The organism is Sarcina sp. DSM 11001, from assembly GCF_900101015.1.
In the GTDB taxonomy this organism is placed as follows: domain Bacteria; phylum Bacillota; class Clostridia; order Lachnospirales; family Lachnospiraceae; genus CAG-791.
The window spans coordinates 102594-122863 of sequence record NZ_FNFZ01000008.1 but is presented as its reverse complement, the minus strand read 5'-3'; the positions used below and the strand labels follow the sequence as shown (position 1 = coordinate 122863).

16 protein-coding genes are annotated in these 20270 nt (G+C 53.0%); 13 read left to right on the top strand and 3 right to left on the bottom strand.

From position 1 onward, the window contains the following. Window positions 1-143 precede the first annotated feature (143 nt). Together BLT02_RS05790 and thpR are read left to right on the top strand one after the other, a co-directional pair. Window positions 144-758 carry a GNAT family N-acetyltransferase gene (locus BLT02_RS05790; protein WP_092992483.1) on the top strand — a complete coding sequence of 205 codons (615 nt, stop codon included), beginning with the start codon at window positions 144-146 and terminating at the stop codon, window positions 756-758. 50 nt (window positions 759-808) lie between these two features. Further along, a complete protein-coding gene (gene thpR / locus BLT02_RS05785; protein ID WP_092992481.1) occupies window positions 809-1300 on the top strand; it encodes an RNA 2',3'-cyclic phosphodiesterase in 492 nt (163 codons plus the stop codon). Between the two features lie 334 nt (window positions 1301-1634). Here thpR and BLT02_RS05775 read toward each other — a convergent pair whose 3' ends face one another. Further along, window positions 1635-2150, bottom strand: coding sequence for a flavodoxin family protein (locus tag BLT02_RS05775; protein ID WP_092992479.1), 516 nt, complete (start codon window positions 2148-2150; stop codon window positions 1635-1637). Window positions 2151-2361: 211 nt separating this feature from the next. Here BLT02_RS05775 and BLT02_RS05770 point away from each other — a divergent pair, with 211 nt between their 5' ends. The 3 genes from BLT02_RS05770 to BLT02_RS05765 all read left to right on the top strand — a co-directional run bounded on the left by BLT02_RS05770 (window position 2362) and on the right by BLT02_RS05765 (window position 3493). Beyond that, a complete protein-coding gene (locus BLT02_RS05770; protein ID WP_092992477.1) occupies window positions 2362-2721 on the top strand; it encodes a winged helix-turn-helix transcriptional regulator in 360 nt (119 codons plus the stop codon). Continuing rightward, entirely contained in the window at window positions 2694-2840 is a 147-nt protein-coding gene (locus BLT02_RS17105; protein WP_175453711.1) for a hypothetical protein, read from the top strand. Before BLT02_RS05770 ends, BLT02_RS17105 begins: the two co-directional genes overlap by 28 nt. An 80-nt stretch (window positions 2841-2920) precedes the next feature. Then, window positions 2921-3493, top strand: a complete 573-nt coding sequence (locus BLT02_RS05765) for a histidine phosphatase family protein (RefSeq protein WP_092992475.1) — start codon at window positions 2921-2923, stop codon at window positions 3491-3493. A 107-nt stretch (window positions 3494-3600) separates the two neighbouring features. Here BLT02_RS05765 and BLT02_RS17740 read toward each other — a convergent pair whose 3' ends face one another. Together BLT02_RS17740 and BLT02_RS05750 are read right to left on the bottom strand one after the other, a co-directional pair. Next, window positions 3601-5256 carry a MalY/PatB family protein gene (locus BLT02_RS17740; protein WP_242869709.1) on the bottom strand — a complete coding sequence of 552 codons (1656 nt, stop codon included), beginning with the start codon at window positions 5254-5256 and terminating at the stop codon, window positions 3601-3603. A 155-nt stretch (window positions 5257-5411) separates the two neighbouring features. Continuing rightward, window positions 5412-6068: a TMEM175 family protein gene (locus BLT02_RS05750; RefSeq protein WP_092992473.1), complete on the bottom strand. Its 657-nt coding sequence runs from the start codon at window positions 6066-6068 to the stop codon at window positions 5412-5414. A 528-nt stretch (window positions 6069-6596) separates the two neighbouring features. On the opposite strand from BLT02_RS05750, the gene BLT02_RS05740 reads away from it, so the two are divergent. From BLT02_RS05740 to rapZ, 8 genes are all read left to right on the top strand, one after another. Then, window positions 6597-8072 (top strand): MATE family efflux transporter, encoded by a 1476-nt coding sequence (locus BLT02_RS05740; protein ID WP_242869708.1) that lies wholly within the window; start codon window positions 6597-6599, stop codon window positions 8070-8072. 228 nt (window positions 8073-8300) lie between these two features. Next, on the top strand, window positions 8301-8756 hold the full coding sequence (locus BLT02_RS05735) for an Hsp20/alpha crystallin family protein (protein ID WP_092992469.1): 456 nt from the start codon (window positions 8301-8303) through the stop codon (window positions 8754-8756). 709 nt (window positions 8757-9465) lie between these two features. Then, entirely contained in the window at window positions 9466-12867 is a 3402-nt protein-coding gene (locus BLT02_RS05730; protein WP_092992467.1) for a mechanosensitive ion channel family protein, read from the top strand. A gap of 67 nt (window positions 12868-12934) precedes the next feature. Beyond that, on the top strand, window positions 12935-15199 hold the full coding sequence (gene ftsH / locus BLT02_RS05725; RefSeq protein WP_242869707.1) for an ATP-dependent zinc metalloprotease FtsH: 2265 nt from the start codon (window positions 12935-12937) through the stop codon (window positions 15197-15199). 102 nt (window positions 15200-15301) lie between these two features. Further along, window positions 15302-17191, top strand: coding sequence for an excinuclease ABC subunit UvrC (gene uvrC / locus BLT02_RS05720; protein WP_092992465.1), 1890 nt, complete (start codon window positions 15302-15304; stop codon window positions 17189-17191). Between the two features lie 80 nt (window positions 17192-17271). Next, window positions 17272-18222: an HPr(Ser) kinase/phosphatase gene (gene hprK / locus BLT02_RS05715; protein ID WP_092992463.1), complete on the top strand. Its 951-nt coding sequence runs from the start codon at window positions 17272-17274 to the stop codon at window positions 18220-18222. Beyond that, window positions 18219-19202, top strand: coding sequence for a UDP-N-acetylmuramate dehydrogenase (gene murB / locus BLT02_RS05710; RefSeq protein ID WP_347474907.1), 984 nt, complete (start codon window positions 18219-18221; stop codon window positions 19200-19202). Before hprK ends, murB begins: the two co-directional genes overlap by 4 nt. 128 nt (window positions 19203-19330) lie before the next feature. Next, window positions 19331-20206: an RNase adapter RapZ gene (rapZ, locus tag BLT02_RS05705; protein WP_092992461.1), complete on the top strand. Its 876-nt coding sequence runs from the start codon at window positions 19331-19333 to the stop codon at window positions 20204-20206. Window positions 20207-20270 lie beyond the last annotated feature (64 nt).

Below are 20270 nucleotides of genomic sequence, written 5' to 3'. Positions count from 1 at the left end.
CAATAAAGCAAAGGCTGTGCATAAAATACCCCGGATTTTAGATTATGTGTTACAGTACAGACCGGTACGAAATTCGAGGCGTTTTTCGCGCTTTTTGCGAAAAACCCGAGTTTTACGACTATGTCTCAGGAGGTGAGCGTTTCATGAACGCCTCTACAGCGAAAACGGAAAGGATCCGTCCTGAAGAAATAAATGACGGGCCAGTCAGGACTCGTAGTGCAAAAGCAAACAACGCACCGGTCAGGATCCGTCCTGCAGAAGTAAATGATGCGGGACGTCTGCTGGATATTTATGCTTATTATGTGACGAATACTGCTGTTTCCTTTGAGTGCGCGGTTCCCTCGTTGGCTGAATTCCGCTCCCGTATAGAGAAAACGCTCGCGAAATACCCCTATCTGGTTCTGGAAGAGAACAGTGTAGTCAGGGGGTACGCATACGCGGGTGTGTTTAAAGACCGGGAGGCGTATGACTATTCCTGTGAGATGACGATCTACCTGGAACATGGAGCAGAAGGCAGGGGATATGGGCGCATGCTGTATGAAGCTCTGGAAAAGGAGTTAAAGGATCGTGGAATTTTGAATCTCTACGCCTGCATAGGAGACCCCCTGAGGGAAGATGAATATCTGACAAAAAACAGTGAGCGGTTCCACAGGCATATGGGGTACCGGAAGGTTGGAGAGTTCCACAAATGCGGCTATAAATTTAATCGCTGGTATAACATGATCTGGATGGAAAAAATGATTGGGGAACATCCCTGACAGCTTTAGGTGAAAACAATGAATTCAGGGCAGAGGAGGTATGAATTGATATGCGTTTATTTGTAGCTATTCAACTGTCAGATGAAATAAAGAAAAACATCACTGGAACGCTTCATGACCTGAAGCAGAAGGGGGTAAAGGGGAACTACGTACCGATGCAGAATCTGCATCTGACTCTGGCCTTTATAGGAGAAACAAAGGACCCGGGGGCTGTAAAAGACGCATTGAAAAAAGTGTCCTTTAAGCCGTTTAAACTGTCTCTTTCCGAACTGGGAACCTTTGGAAGTCTGATCTGGGTCGGCATGAAAGGCAACCAGGGACTGTCGGCAGCGGCGAAATCCGTGCGTGAGGCTCTGGACGCGGCCGGCATCGAGTATGACCGGAAGGAATTCACACCGCATATTACTCTGATCCGCAAAGCTTCCGGCAGCTGGAAGCAGGTCACCGCGCCGAAGGGGCAGATGATGGTGAAAAAGATATCACTCATGAAAACCACATTCAAAGACGGCAGGCCGGTCTATTCGGAAGTGGATTCGTTTTGATTACAAAGGCAGTAATTGTGAAGGCAGTAATTGTGAAGGCAGTAATTGCGAAGGCTGTAATTTAAAAGACTGTGATTTCAATTACAGTGAATCCAGATACAGCGATTTCAAAAAAGTAACTAATAAAAGAAAAAGCAGGCATGGCACGCCTGCTTTTTCCTTTCGATAAAAACTATTAACAATATCTTCTGTTGACCGCGGTAATCTGAAGAAAACCGGAATTCTTTAATCCCGAAAATCTGAGGAGGATGGATCTCATCATTCCCAGTGAACTGCTAAAATCCAGAATCCTTCATACCCGGAGATTTGTCAGAACTAAGCGAGTCTTGAACAATTACAGGGACTTGCCGAATTCTTCTGCTTTAGCGAGGGCTGCTTCGGTCTTGTTCTCAGCGCCGGCACATGTGATGATACCTGCATCTTCGCCGCCGCAAAGGCTGATGACACTCTTATACTGTGTCTCGATGGCTGCGTAGACATTCGGAGAACCGGAGCTGAGGATCAGCCCGTATTTGGCCGCCTTGGCAGGCTTCATTCCGGCATAGAAGCGGGACAGTGTGCACTCCATCTGGCCGGTGAATCCGAAATAGTGGACGGAGGAGGCAAAGACCACCATGTCGGCGGAATTCAGTTCCGGATATACCTTCTGCATGTCGTCCTTCTGGATGCAGGTGCCTTCGCCCTTTGTATGGCAGTACTCACAGCCAAGACATCCCTTGATATTCATGGTGCCGACGGGACATACGACCACTTCATGGCCGGCTGCCTGTGCGCCCTTCTGGAATGCGCTGACCAGAGCGGTTGTGTTTCCATCCTTGTGGGGGCTGCCGTTTAAAACAAGAATTTTCATGAGTTCTCCTTTCTCATTCTGAGGTAGGCATACAGGCGGAAAACAAGATATTCCTGCCTGTATAGAACCTGCTATAGATACAGTTTTCTTATTTACTCCTGATTGCTTATTTGCTACAATTCAATTATAGGAAGCTTCTTTTTTTCTGTCAATTACGAAGAAAAAGAGGAGTATGTAAGGAAAATCCCCATGCCTGTAAGGAGGCTTTCCCATGTCTGAACAATACCAGTGCCCATGCACAGATATCTGCCCTCTCCAGAGGGCGATGCGGTCCATCGGAGGAAAATGGAAGATCCCTGTTCTCTGCGCGCTTGCCTCGGGAGAAACCTGTCCCGACAAGACGGATTCCCCGTCCCATCGATACAATGATATCCTGAAAAAAGTTCCCGGCATTTCCAACACTATGCTGGCCAAATCTCTGAAAGAACTGGAAACGGACGGGCTGATCATCAGGCATGAATACCTGGAGATCCCGATCCGGGTGGAATACTCCCTCACGGGAAAAGCCCTTGCTCTGCAGCCGATCCTTGCGGATCTTGCCAGGTGGCAGATGGAGCAGGAGGAGCTGTAGAAGGAACTGTAGAAGGAACTGTAGAAGAAACTGTAGAAGAAACTGTAGAAGAAACTGTAGAAGGAGATGCAGGAGGAACAGTACTTTTGCTGCTTGCCCGCAATTATGGCATCATGTAGTGTATGGCCTATACTGTATCTTTTACTGTAAAAAGAGAAGAAAATGAATCGCCCCGACGCGGAATGGAGACAAGATAATCATGAAAATCTGGCTGACCAGACACGGGCAGACAAATCTGAATAAAAAGCGGCTGATGCAGGGACTGACAGATGAGCCCCTCAATGAAACCGGCATCGCCCAGGCAAAAGCGGCCCGGGAGAGGATCGGGGACGTGCATTTTGATGCCGTCTATGCGAGCCCGCTGCAGCGGGCCATCATGACCGGTGCCATCATTGGCGGAGTGAGCCCTGAGGAAGTCCTTATTGACAAAAGGCTGATTGAGACGGATTTCGGCAGGTATGAGCAGCGGCCGTTTTACAGGATGGGCCCCTTCATGACTCTTTACTGGACGCTGCCGGAAGTTTTTCCCGCTCCGGCTACCGTTGAGACGGTTGCCTCTATGGTGGAGCGAAGCAGTTCCTTTCTCAGGGAGCTGGAGGAGAAGGAGTACGAAAATGTTCTGGTCGCCTGTCACGGCGGCATCATCCGCTCGCTCCGCGGCTATCTCGAAGATCGCAAAAACGGGATCCGCTGGCGGCCCAGGCCGGGTAACTGCGAGATCCGCGTCTATGAATGCAGGAACGGTCGGCACACGTTTGTGAAGGCTTTTTAATACAGGAAACTGCGGGAGACACAGAACCGTCCCCTCTCTCTGATTGGCTTACTGGTTTTCGGGAAGCCTGTCTCTGTCTGCCCTGTCAGGGCAGACTTTTTTTGCTGCTATTTTTGCGGAGCGTTGAAAACGTACCGGTCAAGCCGGTCCATGGCCTCCTGGATGCGGGAGAGGGGCAGTGCCAGGTTGATGCGCAGGTGGCAGGGGCCGTGGAACATCTTACCGTCCTGCAGGGCGACGCCCGCCTGCCAGCACAGATGCTCGAGCTCCTGAAGGGTTTTGCCGTGGTCCCGGCACCATTGTGTGCAGTCCGCAAAGAGCATGTAGGTGCCCTCCGGCTCAGCCAAAGTGACTCCCTTAAAGTGCGTGCGGATATATTCTGTCGCATAGTGCACGTTGCCGGTCAGGACCGTGCGGAGTTCATCGACCCACTCCATTCCTTCTGTCGTGTAGGCTCCAAGCAGGGCGTACATGGAGAGTACGTTCATCTCATTGTAATGGCAGAGGGAGGCCTCCTTGCGGATCCGTTCCCGCAGGGTCCGGTTGTAAATGATGTGGTAGCTTCCGACGAGGCCGGCTAGGTTGAAGGTCTTGGACGGGGCGTAGAGTGCGACGGTGTTTTCTCTGGCGTACTGGCTGACACTCTGGACAGGGATATGTCTGTGACCGTTGAGAATGATGTCCGACCAGATTTCATCGCTGATGACCTTTACATCGTATTTTTCAAAAATAGCGAAAGCTTTTTCAAGCTCTTCCCGGTTCCAGACCCGTCCGCAGGGATTGTGGGGGGAGCAGAAGATGGCGGCATGAATGTGGTGGCGGCGGATCTTGTTTTCCATGTCCTCATAGTCCATGCGCCAGTGATACCGTTCTCCGACCTGCTCTTTGGATGCGGACTGACCGTTCGCTTTCTCATGACCGTTTTCTTCCGCACTGTTTTCCGCACCGTTTTTCAGATTGTTTATTGCACCGCTTTTCAGACTGTTTATTGCACCATTTTTCGGATTGTTTATTGCACCATTTTTCAGACTGTTTATTGCGCCGTTTTTCAGACTGCTTTCTGCACCGCTTTTCAGACTGTTTTCTGTCTGACAGCATGAAGGATCTTCCTTTTCAGCTTCAGCGGTGCAGGGCTCATAGATCAGCGGGCTGTGGACGATGTGATAGCCGTTGTTTTTCAGTGTATTTGTAAAACCGATATAGGTCGGGCTGTGAACGAGGACGCTGTCCCCGCGGGAGCAAAAGACGTTCAAGGCGCTGACAACGCCCCCCAGGACACCGTTCTCATACCCGATGCAGTCTTTGGTGAGAGGCATCGGAACAACTTCAATCTCGTCTTTTACACATGATTTCTCACCAGACTCCGGAGAGTAAGACTGAGAGCAAAACTGAGAGTCAGCCTGAGAAAAAGACTGAGAGAAAGACTGAGAGAAAGACTGAGAGTCAGCCTGACCGGAACCTGCGGAGGAGGAATCGTCCCCGGCAGTCCCTATGCCGTGCCGCTCCCTCTGCCAGCGGATGATCGAGTCATAGTATTCCTCACGGGGCTGAAAATATCCGAAAGCGGGGTGTGTGGTGCGGTCCATGATCGCTTTAATGATTCCCGGAGCTGTGGGAAAGTTCATGTCCGCGACCCACATGGGGATCACGTCGAAGCCCGGGGCGGGAGCCTCCGGCGCAAAGCCGCCCGGCTGGCCGATCATATCTACCGCGATCGCATCACGGCCTTTTCTGTCCATAATGGAAGTAAAATCGTATTTCATGAAAACCGCCTCTCTTTTATGCTTTTTTTCATCGGGTAATAGATTTGATTTTTGTTATGGGGGCGCGCAAAAAGGAATAGTCCGTTTATCTTTACAAGGATATCCTTTTACAAGTCTGTTCATCTACTAGCTTGTTCATTTACAAACCTGTTCTTTTACCAGGGCATGAAAAAGCTGACGACCGGCAGAATGATGTAGAGGATGACAGCCCAGTGGGGCTGGAACCAGGAGATCAGCATGAGGACGGCGCTGATCCCGAGTAGAAAGCCCATCCGGGACAGGATCATGATAAAGAAGAGTCCGATATTGTCGCGGAAACGTTTTCTCAGAGCCGAGTAATACAGGAATTGCAGAAGAATGGAAGTCAGCATGTAGATGGCCCCGAAATGGACGGTGGAATACCGGTTTTCTTCATGCATGATCCACTTGGTCGCGACCGGAATCAGGGCCAGGGAGGCAAGGAACAGGAAATTCGCTACGATCACCAGATGGTCAGCCTCTTTAACTGCCTCGAAAATCTGTTTGCTGTCATACCAGAAATCCGCGACAATAAAAAAACTTACCAGAAACACCAGGACTGACCAGACGAAATCCCAGTAGGTCCTTTCCGAGGTCGGGAAAGGAATTTCCAGCATCATCACTGTGATAAAAATTGCAATGACACCGTCATTGAGCGTGGAAAGATGGCTGATCATACTTGTCCTGAGTCTTTTCTCCCCTTCTGCTCTTTTCTGCAGCATGTGCTTATATTTGCGATTGTCCTCTTCGCTCATATGCCGTCTGACGAATGCGGACTTGATCTTCTGTTTCAAAGCTGTACCTCCACGCAGTGTTTCTTTGTTGTCTTTTCAGTGTTCCTATGTTGTATTTTCGTTTGTATTTTCATAAGGAAATGCCATGTCTGAGGAAACAGTCCTTCAGACAAATGATAATATAACATGGAGAATAAGTCTGCTCAATAATCTGATCTGTTTTCATCCACTTCCTCTTTTTCCCGGTTGCTTCGAAGCTGCTGCGGGCGCTCTCTCGAGAGAGGAAGCAATGTATCACGTGGACAATGCTTTGTATAGACGCCTACTGCGAAGATGGGCGCCTTCTGCGAAGACCCAGGGCTTGTGCCGGCTTGAACAGCAGTTTTAAACAGCAGTATTGAACAGCAGCATTGAACAGCAGTTTTAAACAGCAGTTTTGAACAGCAGTATTGGTCAATAGTATTAAACAGCAATACTGGTCAACAGTAATGAACAACAGCATTTCATATCTGCAGGTCCAGGCAGCATTGACGGAGGCGGGGATCAGCATCTAAAATGTACTTTATCTCAGGGGGAGGTACTTTGAAAATGGATAATCGTATAAATCGAATAAAACCAGATAAAGAAGTGAACCGGGACTGGCAGGAGACAGTGTCGACAATATCAGCTGTCCAGGAGGGAGCTGTGCCGGAAAACGGGGAGGAAAAGAACAAATATCTCTTTGAAAAAATGCCTGTTCCTCAGGCGCTGGCTGCCATGGCCGTACCGACAGTGATCTCGCAGCTGATCGTGCTGATCTACAATATGGCAGATACTTTCTATATAGGGCGCACCAACAACCCCTATATGGTGGCGGGGGCGGCGCTGATCCTGCCTATTTTTAATGTCTGCATTGCCTTCTCCAGCATTGCCGGCGCCGGAGGAGGGACGCTGATCGCCAGGCTCATGGGCGCCGGGCAGACGGAAAAAGCGCGCAGGGTCGCCTCCTTCAGCATATGGTTTTCCGTTTTTACCGCTCTGTTTTTTGCGATTATGACGGCACTTTTTATGCGGCCTCTCCTCACCTTCCTGGGCGCCAGCGCTCAGACCTTTGAGTATGCCCGGCAGTATTGCTCCTGCGTGATCATGGTGGGAGCCGTTCCCACGATCACAGCCATGACAATGGGAAATCTTCTGCGCAATGTCGGCTGTTCAAAGCAGGCGGGGTTCTTTATTTCCCTGGGCGGCATCCTCAACATTATTCTGGATCCGATCTTCATGTTTGTCCTGCTGCCTCCGGGCCACGAGATCCTGGGGGCCGGCATTGCCACCACCCTCTGCAACACGATCACCTGCATGAATTTTCTGTTCCTGATCAAGAGACTCCACAATCCGATCCTCCACTTTTCTCTGCGCGAGGGACTGCCGGATCTGAGCCTTCTTGCCTCTTTTTTCGGAGTAGGGCTTCCGGCTGCCATGGGACCCTTTCTCTTTGATCTCGATTATATCGTCCTGGACCGCCTTATGGCTTCCCACAGCGATATAGCCCTTGCTGCCATCGGCATCGTCCTCAAAGCGGAGCGTCTGCCCCTGAATGTCGGCATCGGTCTCTGCCTGGGCATGGTCCCTCTGGCCGCTTATAATTATTCGGCGGGAAATCTTCCCCGCATGAGGGATGTCCTGCATACGACCCGCACCGTCGGCCTCGTCTTCTGCATGGGGAGCATTGCCCTCTATGAACTTTTTGCCCCGTTCCTCGTCCGCATTTTCATCAGCGACCCGCCGACGGTGGCGCTGGGCACTGATTTCCTCAGGATGCGCGCCCTGGCGACCGTCATGATGTTTCTGAGTTTCATTTATGTCTATTTCTTTCAGGCTCTGGGAAAGGGAAAGCAGGCCACCATCCTGGTCGTCATGCGCTGGCTGGTCATCAATATCCCCATGCTGTTCATTCTTGACGGACTGTTCGGCATGTACGGCTGTGCCTGGTCCCAGCTGGTCAGCGATACCATCGTGGCTTTTCTTTCCTGGCTGATCTATCGCCATTACACCAGAAAACTGCCGGGGCTGTCCGAGGCTGTGTGATGTACAGGGGCTGCGGTACAGCTTCGGCATGAGATCCCGCGGGGCAAAATTATTTAAAAAAATTAGCACTCACCCCTTGACAGTGCTAACAATAAGTGTTATAACACGTATAGAACAAAGGAAACAGATAAAACTTCAGAGATGGAGCAAAAGAACTGTGGACCGGTTAAAAGAGCCCAGCGCCCGGTTGACCGGCTGCAGATTTCAGAATAAAAGGAGGTAAAGATCATGTTATATCCTAGTCTTTTTGGTGAGAATCTTTTTGATGATTTTATGGATTTCAGCTTCCCGACATTCAGGGGGCTCGAGGATGTGGACAGAAAGCTCTACGGTAAGCATGCACCCCGTCTGATGAAGACAGACGTACATGAGAAGGACGAGCAGTATGAGATCGACATCGATCTCCCCGGATTTAAGAAGGATGAGATCACCCTGACCCTGGAGAAGGGTACCCTTACGGTAGCCGCTTCCAAAGGCCTGGACAAGGACGAGAAGAACGACAAGGGCAGAGTTATCCGTCAGGAACGCTATGCCGGCTCCATGCAGAGGAGCTTCTTCGTCGGCCGCAATGTGACGGAAGACGAGATCAAGGCTAAATTCGAAGACGGAGTCCTGAAGCTGACTGTTCCCAAGAAGGAGGCAGCAAAGGTCCCGGAGAAGAAGACCATCATGATCGAAGGCTGAGAACTGAGGGCTAAGGCTTGAGGTTTGAGGTTAAAGGCTTAAGGGCTAAGGCTTTAGGTCTGAGGACTGAAGTCCGAGGCCTGTATCAAAGGATTCTTTCCTGGAAACAGGGAACTGCTTTCCGGATCAATAGCCGGAAGTTCCTGAGATAGTACAGTTCCTGGAAACAGGGAACTGCTTTCCGGACCAATAGCCGGAAGTTCCTGAGATAATACAGTAAATAACAGTTAATACCTGCGCCTGCACAGAGGGTCCCACGCGGGACCGCCTGGGCAGGCGCTTTTTATGTCCGTCCCCTGGTCCACGCCGTAACCTGAACGTGACCTGAAATAGTTGAAATTGTTGAAATCGTCTAAACTGCCGAAATCGTCGAAATTGCCTAAACTGCTTTCGATTGTCGAAATCGTCGAAATTGTCTGAACTGCCTTATATTGCCGAAATTACTTAAATTGAAGTGTACCCTTTGTCAAGTGACAACTTTGATTTTTAGGGGTGTCTGATTGACCGGACGTGAATCAAGCCTAAATTATCTCAAATTAATCGGACATAAAAAGAAGTTCTTCATTCTCTATGGAAAAAGGTGTATACTAATCAGAAGTGTGCTCGTTTTCAGGCACTTTAAGGATTGCCGTCTGCATGGCGGTCTGTCCTGATGCCGCAGATGTACAGGTAAAAGGGGAAAGGCCGGAGCTGGACCCGGGGTTATGATATGGCAGTAAGAAGAGATGTAAGAAGAAGGGCGAATACATATTTTTTCGGAAAGGTGCTGGCTAATGCGTTGCTGCTCGTCATAGGTGTGATTCTGATCTCTACGTTTTTGAGGCGGGTCCAGGAAAGCACAGCGATCTCCAGGCAGCTGCATAACAGTGAGCAGTCCCTCGCGGAGGCTTTTTCGATTCTTGAGAAGAATGAGGAGGGGGCGAAGGAGCTGACGCGGGTCTTTCATGACGGAAATCAGGACATGGCGGATGATCTGCTCGAGCTCATGAACAGCGGGCTGTTCAGTTCCCTTGTCAATTCTGACCATGATGCCCAGGCGGAAGTTTTCACCGATATCATTGACCGTTCGGGAGTGGAGTATCTCTTTGTAATGAGCACGGACGGGAGGATCCTGTTTTCACCGGTTCAGGAGTATAACGGAAAAAACCCGGTGGACCTGGGACTTTTGACGGAAGAAAACGTCGGGAAGCTGGTCGCGGGGACAAGGGGGGAGAACGGCACCGTTACTCCCGTCAGAGAAGACAATTCCTTTGGAAATTTTTATTTTTATTCCACCCGCGGCTACTACAGGCGGCAGGACTTTGCCCTGGTCCTCGGGGCGGACGTTTCGACGCTGGACAGTCAGACCAGTAGTCTCAGAGACATTCCTTTTGTCCTTGACCGGTCTCCTGTCGGCAACGGCGGTTTTATGTTCGCGGTGGATACCGCCAAAAATGTCTTTTTGTATTATAAAAACGGAGAAGAGATCATGACAGGCCGGAGTGCCCTGGAGACAGGACTCTCAGAGGCAGCCTTTGAAGACGGATATTCCGGGATCGAAACGATCAGGGGCACGTCCTACTATTGTGTATCCAAAAAATTCGGACCGGACACGGTGATCTGCGCCGCGGCAAAGACCCAGGATGTTTTCAGGGATGACAAGTATGTACTGTTCTGGTCGACCATTGGATTTGTCATCGTAATGATCCTCTGCCTGCTCTATGCGGTTATCATCAGAAATGATTTTGTCCGCAGGGCGTTTAAAACGGAAAAGAAAGTTCTGTATAAAAGTAAAGATCTGACCCTGATGTTTGACAGGTCGATCTTCGAAAAGATCTACCCGCTGATGATCGTCGGTGTGATGCTTATCTTCGGTATCTCCTATTATACACAGACCCTGCTGGAGATTTCCCAGACCGCCGAAGAATCCCGGGTCGCCCTGGAGGAGGTGGCAGGCCGATACGATGAGAGCAGCGAGAACCGGAAGGTGATCCGGGAATACTACAACAACCGTTTCCTCTCCAAGGCAAAGCTGATCGCCTACCTGATCGAAGAGGATCCGTCTGTCCTGAATGAGCCGACCAGTTTCGTTCACTACGACTATGTGGAGGACGAAAAAGTCTATCAGATCGATGACGAAGGAAACCGGCTGAAGTCCGTCGGGTCTTCTGAAAAGCTGCTGGACCTGTGCGAGAGAAATGATCTCGAGTCGATCTATATTTTTGATGAACACGGCAATACGATCGCGACGAGCACTCCCAACTGGTTCTTTTACCTCAGCCATGATGAGGAAGCCCAGTCCAGTCCCTTCTACGATGTGATCGACGGCAAGAAGGACACTCTGGTGCAGGAGCCTATGACCAGCGATATGGGGGAAGAGAGTCAGTACATCGGAGTCGTCTTCCATTATTATACGACAAAAGACAGCCGGGGAAGGACTGTGTATGTTTCCCGGTATGATTATGAGTCGTCTCTGGAAAAGGGGAAAAAAGGCAATAAAAAAGCTGCCGCGGAATCGGAAGCAGAAGCAGAAGAGGAAGAGCAGGGGATCACCGAACACCGCTCTCTCCTGCAGATCGGCATGAAAGGAGAGCTGACGGACAGTCTTCTGGAGCCGACAGAATTGAGTTATATTTTTTCGACCAGCACGCTCAAGGGGGGACATATGATCCTGTTTGACGCGAGCGAAGAACAGGTATGCAGATACGCCCCTAATGAAACCTGGATCGGGATGACGGCAGAGGAACTGGAAGTACCCGCCGAAGCCCTCAAAGGAGAGGAGTATTACGGGTTTACCAGGGTGTCGGGAATTCCTTATTTCCAGTTCTACCGGTATATGGACGGCTATTATGTGGGGGCGATGATTCCCGAGTCGGAAATGTTCCAGTCGAGGATGAAAAATTCCCTGATCGCCGCGTTAACAAGTCTGATTCTTCTCATCTTCCTTTCTGCCACGGTCACCCTGACCTCAGCAGAAGAGGAAAAGCTCTTTGCCTCCGCCGACAAGAAGTCCGGCAGCAGGCTGGACGCTGCTATCTTCAATATCATTCTTCCTTCCGGAAGTACAGTATCTACCGTCAGTGCATCCGCCAGGTGGGACAACCGCAGCATCCCCTGGAGGGAAAAGGCTCCTGAACAGAAGCTTCTGACCATGGTAAGCGCAATATTCATTGTCCTGATCCTGTATATCCTGGTGTCGATCCGTTTCGCGAATTCGGCCTTCAGGGAGGACGGAGTGGTCATGTATATCCTGAGCGGGCGCTGGGAGAGAGGGCTGAACATCTTTGCCTTCAGCGCTGCTATGCTGGTGGCGGTCACTACCATGATTCTGCTCGAAGTGATCCGCTTCCCTCTGAGGGTCCTGACTTCCCTTCTGGGAGCGAGGGGAGAGACGATTGGTCACCTGATGATCTCCGTAATGAAATACGGCGGAGTCCTCGGAGTCATCTTTTACTGTCTGCATCTGTTCGGAGTGGATTCTACCAGTCTGCTGGCCAGCGCCGGGATCCTGTCCCTGATCATTGGTCTCGGGGCGCAGAGCCTGATCAAGGACATCATCGCGGGTATCTTTATCGTCTTTGAGGGAGAATTCCGTGTGGGGGACATCGTCACGATCCACGATTACCGCGGCAAGGTCATGGACATAGGTCTGCGGACGACCAAGATTCTGGGATCGGACGGGAATGTCAAGATCTATAACAACAGTGAGATCTCCGGAGTCCTCAACATGACAAAGGATGCGTCCTATTCTCTCTGTTATATTGATATTGAGTACGGACAGGATATCGAATATGTGGAGGAAGTGCTCAACAGGGAGCTTCCTGAACTGAAAAAGAAGAACAATCTGATCCTGGACGGACCGACCTTTGCGGGTGTCAATGCCCTGGGAGCCAGCGGGGTCACGCTGCTGATTTTATGCAAATGCAATGAAGAGGACATCCTGGGGGTCAACCGTTATCTGAAGAGGGGCGTACTTCAGATCTTCTACAGGAACAATATCAGAGTTCCCTTCCCCAACCTGACCATCTCCAGCCTGGAACCGCCGGAGAAAAGGGAGGAGGAGAAAAAGAAGAGAGAAGAGGAGGAAGAAGAGGAAGCCCGCAGGAAGGACGACGGAATCTTCGAAAGCTGAGCGCCCGGGCGCTTATCGATCATTTTTTTACAAACGGCAGGAGATTAAAGGAGACAGGTTATTATAAATGACTGAAAGAATGGAAAAATACCGGAGTTCCCGTATAGCCCGGTGGCTCGAACTGTTTAACCCCGGGGATCTGTTCGGGACAGGAGACGGAAAAGGCGGCAATGGCCGCGGGAACCGGGGAAAAGGCAAAGGCGGCAGCGACAACGGCGGCAATGGCAGCGGAGACGGCGGCGACGGAAACGGGAACGGAAACGGACAGCCGCCGCGGCAGAGTCTGTTTCTCCTGCTGCTTCTGACCGTGGTCCTTTTTGCCTGCATCAGCTATTTCATGCGGGACAACGGAGAGTCCCGCAAGATCTCCTACAATGAATTCATCAAGTATATCCAGCAGGAAAAGGTCACTGAGGTCGACATGAAGTCGGACCGCCTGGAGATCCACCTGAAGGATTCTGATGCCGTCCTGTACACGGGTATTGCGGAGTCGGAGGACGCTCTTACCCAGCGCCTGATGGACGCTAAGATCACCTACAATCCTTATGTGCCGGACAGCTCCGGAATGGTGGTCTCTTTTCTGCTGTCCTATGTGCTCCCCATCCTGCTGATGTGGGGGCTGCTCAGCATACTGTTCAAGAGGATGGGCGGCCGCGGCGGTATTATGGGCGTTGGCAAGAGCACGGCCAAGGAATATGTCCAGCAGGAGACCGGGGTCACCTTCAAGGATGTCGCAGGAGAGGATGAGGCCAAGGAGTCCCTGGTCGAGGTCGTCGATTTCCTGCACAATCCGGGCCGGTATGTCAAGATCGGCGCAAAACTTCCCAAGGGAGCCCTTCTCGTGGGGCCTCCCGGAACAGGCAAGACCCTGCTCGCCAAGGCTGTCGCCGGAGAGGCGCATGTGCCTTTCTTTTCCCTGACAGGCTCGGATTTCATCGAGCTCTATGTCGGCGTGGGCGCTTCCCGAGTGCGTGATCTGTTCAAGGAAGCCAATAAGAATGCACCTTGTATCATTTTTATCGATGAGATCGACGCCATCGGCCGAAGCCGTGACTCCCGGTATGGAGGGGGCAACGAGGAGAGGGAGCAGACTCTCAACCAGCTGCTCTCTGAGATGGACGGCTTTGAGGCCTCCAAGGGTATCCTGATCATCGGGGCCACCAACCGGCCCGAGATCCTGGACAAGGCCCTGCTGCGCCCCGGCCGCTTTGACCGGCGCATCATCGTCGACAGGCCGGACCTCAAGGGACGCATCGCCATCCTCAAGGTCCACGCGAAAGATGTCAAAATGGATGAAACGGTGGATCTGGAGGAGATCGCTCTGGCCACGAGCGGAGCTGTGGGTTCCGACCTGGCCAATATGATCAATGAAGCCGCCATCAACGCGGTCAAGGCCCACCGCCAGTATGTCAGCCAGAAGGACCTCTTCGAAGCTGTCGAGCAGGTCCTGGTCGGCAAGGAGAAAAAGGACCGCATCATGAGCAAGGAGGAGAGGCGCATCGTGTCCTATCACGAGGTCGGCCATGCCCTGATCAGTGCGGTGCAGAAAAACTCCGAGCCGGTCCAGAAGATCACCATCGTCCCTCGCACCATGGGAGCGCTCGGCTATGTCATGCAGGTCCCTGAAGAGGAAAAATATCTCAACAGCAAAGCTGAGCTGGAAGCCATGATCGTCGGCTTCCTGGGCGGCCGCGCGGCCGAGGAGCTGAAATTTGAAAGTGTCACGACCGGGGCTGCCAATGATATCGAGCGCGCCACTGCGCTGGCAAGGAATATGGTCACCCAGTACGGTATGAGCGACCGCTTCGGCCTCATGGGCCTGGCCACGGTCGAGAGCCAGTATCTTGACGGCCGTCCTGTCCTCAACTGCAGCGATGTCACTGCCGCGGCGGTGGACGAGGAGGTCCGCCGGATCCTGGAGGAAAGCTATAAAGAAGCCAAGCGGATCCTTTCGGAAAATATGGATGCCCTGGATGTGATCGCGGATTTCCTGATCCGTCAGGAGACCATCACCGGCAAGGAATTCATGAAGATGTTTGATACGGTCCGCGCGGCCCGCAAGGCTTCGGAGGGCGGAACTCCGTCCCCTGAAGAGGAAAACCCGGAAGTTTCGGACAGGGAAGCTGTGCCTGCAGAGGGAGCTGCAGGCGGCGCATCCGTCCCTGCAGAGGAAAATAAAGCCGGCGCATCTGCCCCGGCAGAAGAAAAAGAGGACAGTCAGAGCAGCCCGGAAAGGGATCCCTTCACCGGGAGGCCTGTCCGCAGAGACAGGACCGGCAAGGGAAGATATTCCCAGGTTTCCCTGGAGGATCTTGACCTTTTTGACAAATGAGCGGAATCCGAGTGCTTGGAGCGGGCTGGGAGCGTGTAAGCGCGACAGCACGCGCAGTTTTCATCATATATGTTTGTAAACAGTAGGTCATGGCACTGAACTATGAAGGATTTTTCCGAAGACCTCAAAAAGCTGCCGGCTCAGCCCGGCGTCTATATCATGCATGATGAGCAGGATGCGATCATTTATGTGGGCAAGGCAGTCAACCTCCACAATCGCGTCCGCTCTTATTTTCGAAAAATCGTGGGGCGGGGTCCGCAGATCGACCGCATGGTGAAGCAGATCAACCGTTTTGAGTATATCGTGACGGACTCCGAGCTGGAGGCCCTGATCCTGGAGAATAATCTGATCAAGGAGCACCGGCCCAAATACAACACGATGCTCAAGGACGACAAGACCTATCCCTGGATCAAGGTCACTGTGGGCGAACCCTATCCTCGGATCCTTTTTTCGAGACAGATGAAAAAGGATAAGGCGAAATATTTCGGCCCTTTTTCCAGCGCGCAGGCGGTACGGCAGACGATCGAGCTGATCAACCGCATGTACGGGCTGAGGGACTGCAGCCGCGTCCTGCCCCGGGATTTCGGGAAGGAACGTCCCTGCCTGAATTTCCATATGGACCGGTGCTGCGGGCCCTGCAGCGGGAATGTCCCGGAGGAGGAGTACCGCGGGAAGATCGACATGGCGCTGGAGTTTCTGGCCGGAAACTACAAGCCTGTTATCCGGGATCTCACGGCAAAAATGGAGAAGGCCTCGGAGGAAATGAAATTTGAAGAGGCGATCCGCTGGAGAGACCTGCTCCAGAGTGTGCAGCAGGTCGCCCAGAAGCAGAAGATGTCGGAGGGAGTCGGCGAAAACCGCGATATCCTCGGGATCGCCGTCGAAAAGGAGAACGCGGATGCCGACGGCGTCGTTCAGGTCTTTTTCGTCCGGGACGGAAAGCTGATGGGCCGTGAGCACCATTATATGACCCATGTCGGCGGACAGACCCCGAACGCGATCCTGGCCGAATTCATCAAGCAGTTCTACGCCGCTACGCCTTTTGTCCCCAGGGAGATCTTTCTTCCGATGGAACCCGATGATCACCGGCTGCTGGAGGAATGGCTCAGCGCCCGCCGGGGCAGCAGGGTGACGCTTTTTGTCCCTAAAAAAGGAAAAAAAGAAAAGCTGGTCGAGCTGGCGGGGGAAAACGCCGCCCTCATCCTGCAGAAGGACAGGGAGCGGCTGCGCCGCGAGGAGGGCCGCACCATCGGCGCGGTGAAGGAGATCGCTCAGCTGCTGGGGCTCCCGGCGGTCCGCCGCATGGAAGCCTATGACATCTCCGATATCAGCGGTTTCGCCAACGTCGGCTCCATGGTCGTCTACGAAAACGGGAAGCCCAAGAGGAGTGATTATCGTAAGTTCCGCATCAAATCCGTCGCCGGTCCCAATGATTATGCCTGTATGCGCGAGGTGCTCACACGCCGTTTCCGCCACGGGCTGGAGGAACAGCGCGAGATGGAGGAAAAGAATCTGGACGCGGAGCTGGGGAGCTTTACCAGGTTTCCGGATCTGATCATGATGGACGGAGGCAGAGGGCAGGTGAATATCGCATCCGCCGTTCTGCGGGAGCTGGATCTCGACATTCCAGTCTGCGGCATGGTCAAGGATGACAATCACCGGACGCGGGGCCTGTACTTTAATAATGAGGAACTTCCCATCGATACAGCGGGGGAGGGCTTCAAGCTCATCACCCGCATTCAGGACGAGGCCCACCGCTTCGCGATCGAGTACCACCGGTCCCTGCGGAGCAAGGCTCAGGTGACTTCCCGCCTCGACGCCATCCCGGGCGTGGGACCCGCCCGCAAAAAGGCGCTGATGCGCCGCTTCCGTTCTATTGAGGACATCATGGCCGCGACGAAGGAGGAACTCGCCGCTGTTCCCGAGATTCCGGAGCGGCAGGCGGAGGCGATCTGGGAATACTTCCACAAAAACAGCGACAATACGGAGTGACAGCTCAGCTGCTGCGGCTTCCGGGAAAACATCCCTGGCCTGCGCGTGCCCCTGCTGCCTGAGAGAAAGGAAAAATACTCATGTCTTGTGTCAAATTAAAGGAAGTCGTTGAGAAGATGAGGCTGGTGACGCTGACGCCTCAGATCGATATTTCACGCAGAAATGTCTATCAGACGGAGGTCAACCGGCCGGCTCTGGAGCTGACGGGGTATTTTGATCATTTTGCCGCGGGCAGGATCCAGATCATCGGGCTGGTGGAGCACTCCTATATAGACCAGATGGACGACGAGGACAAGAGACGTGTCTTCAGGCAGCTCTTTTCCCTGGACGTTCCCGCGGTTGTTTTCACACGAGACCTGCCTCCGGACCAGGTGATCCTGGAAACTGCCCTGGAAGCCGGGATGCCGATGTTCCTGACCAGTCAGGCGACCAGCCCTTTTATGGCGGAGATGATCCGCTGGCTCAATGTCCGGCTGGCACCCTCTATTTCCATCCACGGAGTTCTTGTGGACGTCTACGGGATCGGGCTCCTGCTCACAGGGGACAGCGGCGTAGGTAAATCCGAGGCCGCGCTGGAACTGATCAAAAGAGGGCACCGCCTTGTGTCTGACGATGTCGTGGAGATCCGGAAGGTCAGTGAGGTGACCCTGATCGGGACGGCGCCCGAGATCACCAAGCATTTTATTGAATTGAGAGGGATCGGCATCATTGATGTCAAGACCCTGTTCGGTGTTTCCAGCGTCAGGGAGAGCCAGAGTATCGATCTGGAGATCCATCTTGAGGAATGGGACAAAAACCGTGAATATGACCGCATGGGCATCGAGGAGCATTATTCTGAATACCTGGGCAACAAGGTGGTGTGCCACAGGGTGCCGGTGCGTCCGGGTAGAAATGTCGCCATCATCTGTGAATCTGCCGCGGCCAATCACCGCCAGAAGCTGATGGGCTACAATGCCGCGCAGGAGCTCTATATGCGCGTGCAGAAAAACCTTATGCGCATGCAGAAACAGGACGACGAGGAGGAGACGTGATCCGCAAAAACATACAGGAAGAACTCGGGAGGATCCTTTCTCCCGGACAGATCAGATATCAGGAGCCGATGGACCGGCACTGCTCCTTCCGCACGGGTGGACCCGCGGACGCCATGGTATTTGTCAGGACCCGGCAGGAGCTGGCTGATGTTCTGCGGCTGCTGACCAGCGAGGGAGAGGAATGGTTTATCCTGGGCCGGGGAACGAACCTGCTGGTCGGGGACGGCGGATACAGAGGCGTCATTGTCACTGCGGTCTCTTCCGCCGGGGAGGAGGAAACAGCGCACAGACCAGGGGAGGACGCGCCGCGTCAGGATGACCGGCCGGTCCGCCTGGATGAAGTGCGTGTGGAAAAAAATATGATCACCGCCGGTGCCGGCGCGACGCTCCACGAGGTCTCCCTGGCAGCTGCGGAGCACGGACTGGCGGGAATGGAATTTGCAGCCGGGATCCCCGGCACCGTAGGAGGCGGTCTCGTGATGAATGCCGGCGCCTACGGGGGAGAGATGAAACAGGTCGTAAGGTCGGTCCACCTGCTGTCGGCAGATATCAGGGAGCGGGAGCTTGGACCTGAAGAGATGCAGTTCGGTTACAGGACCAGCCTGCTGCGGCAGATTTCCGCGGTCGCTCTCTCAGCGCAGTTTGAACTGACTCCGGACGACCCGGTAAAGATCCGGCAGAAGATCGCGGATCTCGCGGCGCAGCGGCGCGAAAAACAGCCGCTGGAATATCCCAGCGCGGGCAGTACCTTCAAGCGCCCGGAGGGATATTTTGCCGGCAAGCTGATCATGGATGCCGGACTTCGCGGCTACAGTGTGGGCGGCGCCCAGGTCTCGGAAAAGCACTGCGGGTTTGTGATCAACCGGGGAGGAGCGCTCTCCGCCCAGATCCGGGCCCTGATCGAGGATGTGCAGGAGAGGGTGTTCCGGAACTCCGGAGTGATGCTCGAGCGCGAAGTGATCTATCTGGGAGAGTTCTGAGAGAGCAGGCCGGCGGGGACATTTTGCTGCAGATCACTCGTTGACCAGCCTCGGGTCGTTTTCGCATTTCACGGTCACACCCTGATCAAAGTGTGACCGGAAACAGCTTTTTCAGTCAGGAGGGGGAAATGCGTTTTGTTGTTGTGACCGGAATGAGCGGAGGCGGAAAGGCAACTGCCATCAATATTCTGGAGGATGAAGGGTTTTATTGTGTCGATAATCTCCCCGTGAGGCTGATCGACAAGTTCATGGAGCTGGTCTTTATGCCCGGCAGCAACGTGGACAAGGTTGTCCTCGGTCTGGATGTCCGGGCGGACCGGCCGTTCGTTTATGTGGAAGAGGTGTTGTCCACACTGAGAGAGAAGGGGTATTCCTACGAGATCCTCTTTATGGACGCGGACGACGAGACGCTGATCAAGCGGTACAAGGAGACGCGCCGGGCTCATCCCTGTGAGCCGCAGGGCCGCGTGGAAGACGGGATCCGGAAGGAAAGGGAGATCCTGCGGCATATCAAGTCCAAGGCGGATTATGTCTTTGATACTTCTCACCTTCTGGTGAGAGAACTCAGAGAGGAACTGTACCGCATCTTTGTCGGAGGTGAAAACTACAATTCCCTCATTGTCTCTGTCATGTCCTTCGGGTTCAAAAACGGGATCCCCAGGGATGCGGACCTGGTCTTTGATGTCCGCTTCCTGCCCAATCCTTTTTACATTGACAGGCTTAAACCTCTGACAGGAAACGACAGCCCGGTATCTGAGTATGTCCTCTCCTTCCCTCAGACTACGCAGTTCAGGGAAAAGCTCGCGGATATGATCCGCTTCCTGATCCCCTATTATGTCCAGGAAGGAAAAAACCAGCTTGTGATCGCGATCGGATGTACCGGCGGCCAGCACAGGAGCGTCACCATCGCCAACTGCCTCTATGAAGACCTGAAGGGAGAGGGCAGTTACGGACTGAAGATCTATCACCGGGATGTGGAGAGAAAAAAATCTGACACTGAATAAAAACCCGGCACTGAATAAAAAAAACGGGAGCCCGGTAAAAGTTCCGGCTACATCCTGATCAGTT

Bases quoted from the DNA above. Each gene is read 5' to 3' on its own strand.
- BLT02_RS05770 (WP_092992477.1), top strand. From the start codon at position 2,362: ATGTCTGAACAATACCAGTGCCCATGCACAGATATCTGCCCTCTCCAG.
- thpR (WP_092992481.1), top strand. From the start codon at position 809: ATGCGTTTATTTGTAGCTATTCAACTGTCAGATGAAATAAAGAAAAAC.
- rapZ (WP_092992461.1), top strand. From the start codon at position 19,331: ATGCGTTTTGTTGTTGTGACCGGAATGAGCGGAGGCGGAAAGGCAACT.
- ftsH (WP_242869707.1), top strand. From the start codon at position 12,935: ATGACTGAAAGAATGGAAAAATACCGGAGTTCCCGTATAGCCCGGTGG.
- hprK (WP_092992463.1), top strand. From the start codon at position 17,272: ATGTCTTGTGTCAAATTAAAGGAAGTCGTTGAGAAGATGAGGCTGGTG.
- BLT02_RS17740 (WP_242869709.1), bottom strand. From the start codon at position 5,256: ATGAAATACGATTTTACTTCCATTATGGACAGAAAAGGCCGTGATGCG.
- BLT02_RS05775 (WP_092992479.1), bottom strand. From the start codon at position 2,150: ATGAAAATTCTTGTTTTAAACGGCAGCCCCCACAAGGATGGAAACACA.
- BLT02_RS05765 (WP_092992475.1), top strand. From the start codon at position 2,921: ATGAAAATCTGGCTGACCAGACACGGGCAGACAAATCTGAATAAAAAG.
- BLT02_RS05740 (WP_242869708.1), top strand. From the start codon at position 6,597: ATGGATAATCGTATAAATCGAATAAAACCAGATAAAGAAGTGAACCGG.
- uvrC (WP_092992465.1), top strand. From the start codon at position 15,302: ATGAAGGATTTTTCCGAAGACCTCAAAAAGCTGCCGGCTCAGCCCGGC.
- BLT02_RS05735 (WP_092992469.1), top strand. From the start codon at position 8,301: ATGTTATATCCTAGTCTTTTTGGTGAGAATCTTTTTGATGATTTTATG.
- BLT02_RS05730 (WP_092992467.1), top strand. From the start codon at position 9,466: ATGGCAGTAAGAAGAGATGTAAGAAGAAGGGCGAATACATATTTTTTC.
- BLT02_RS05790 (WP_092992483.1), top strand. From the start codon at position 144: ATGAACGCCTCTACAGCGAAAACGGAAAGGATCCGTCCTGAAGAAATA.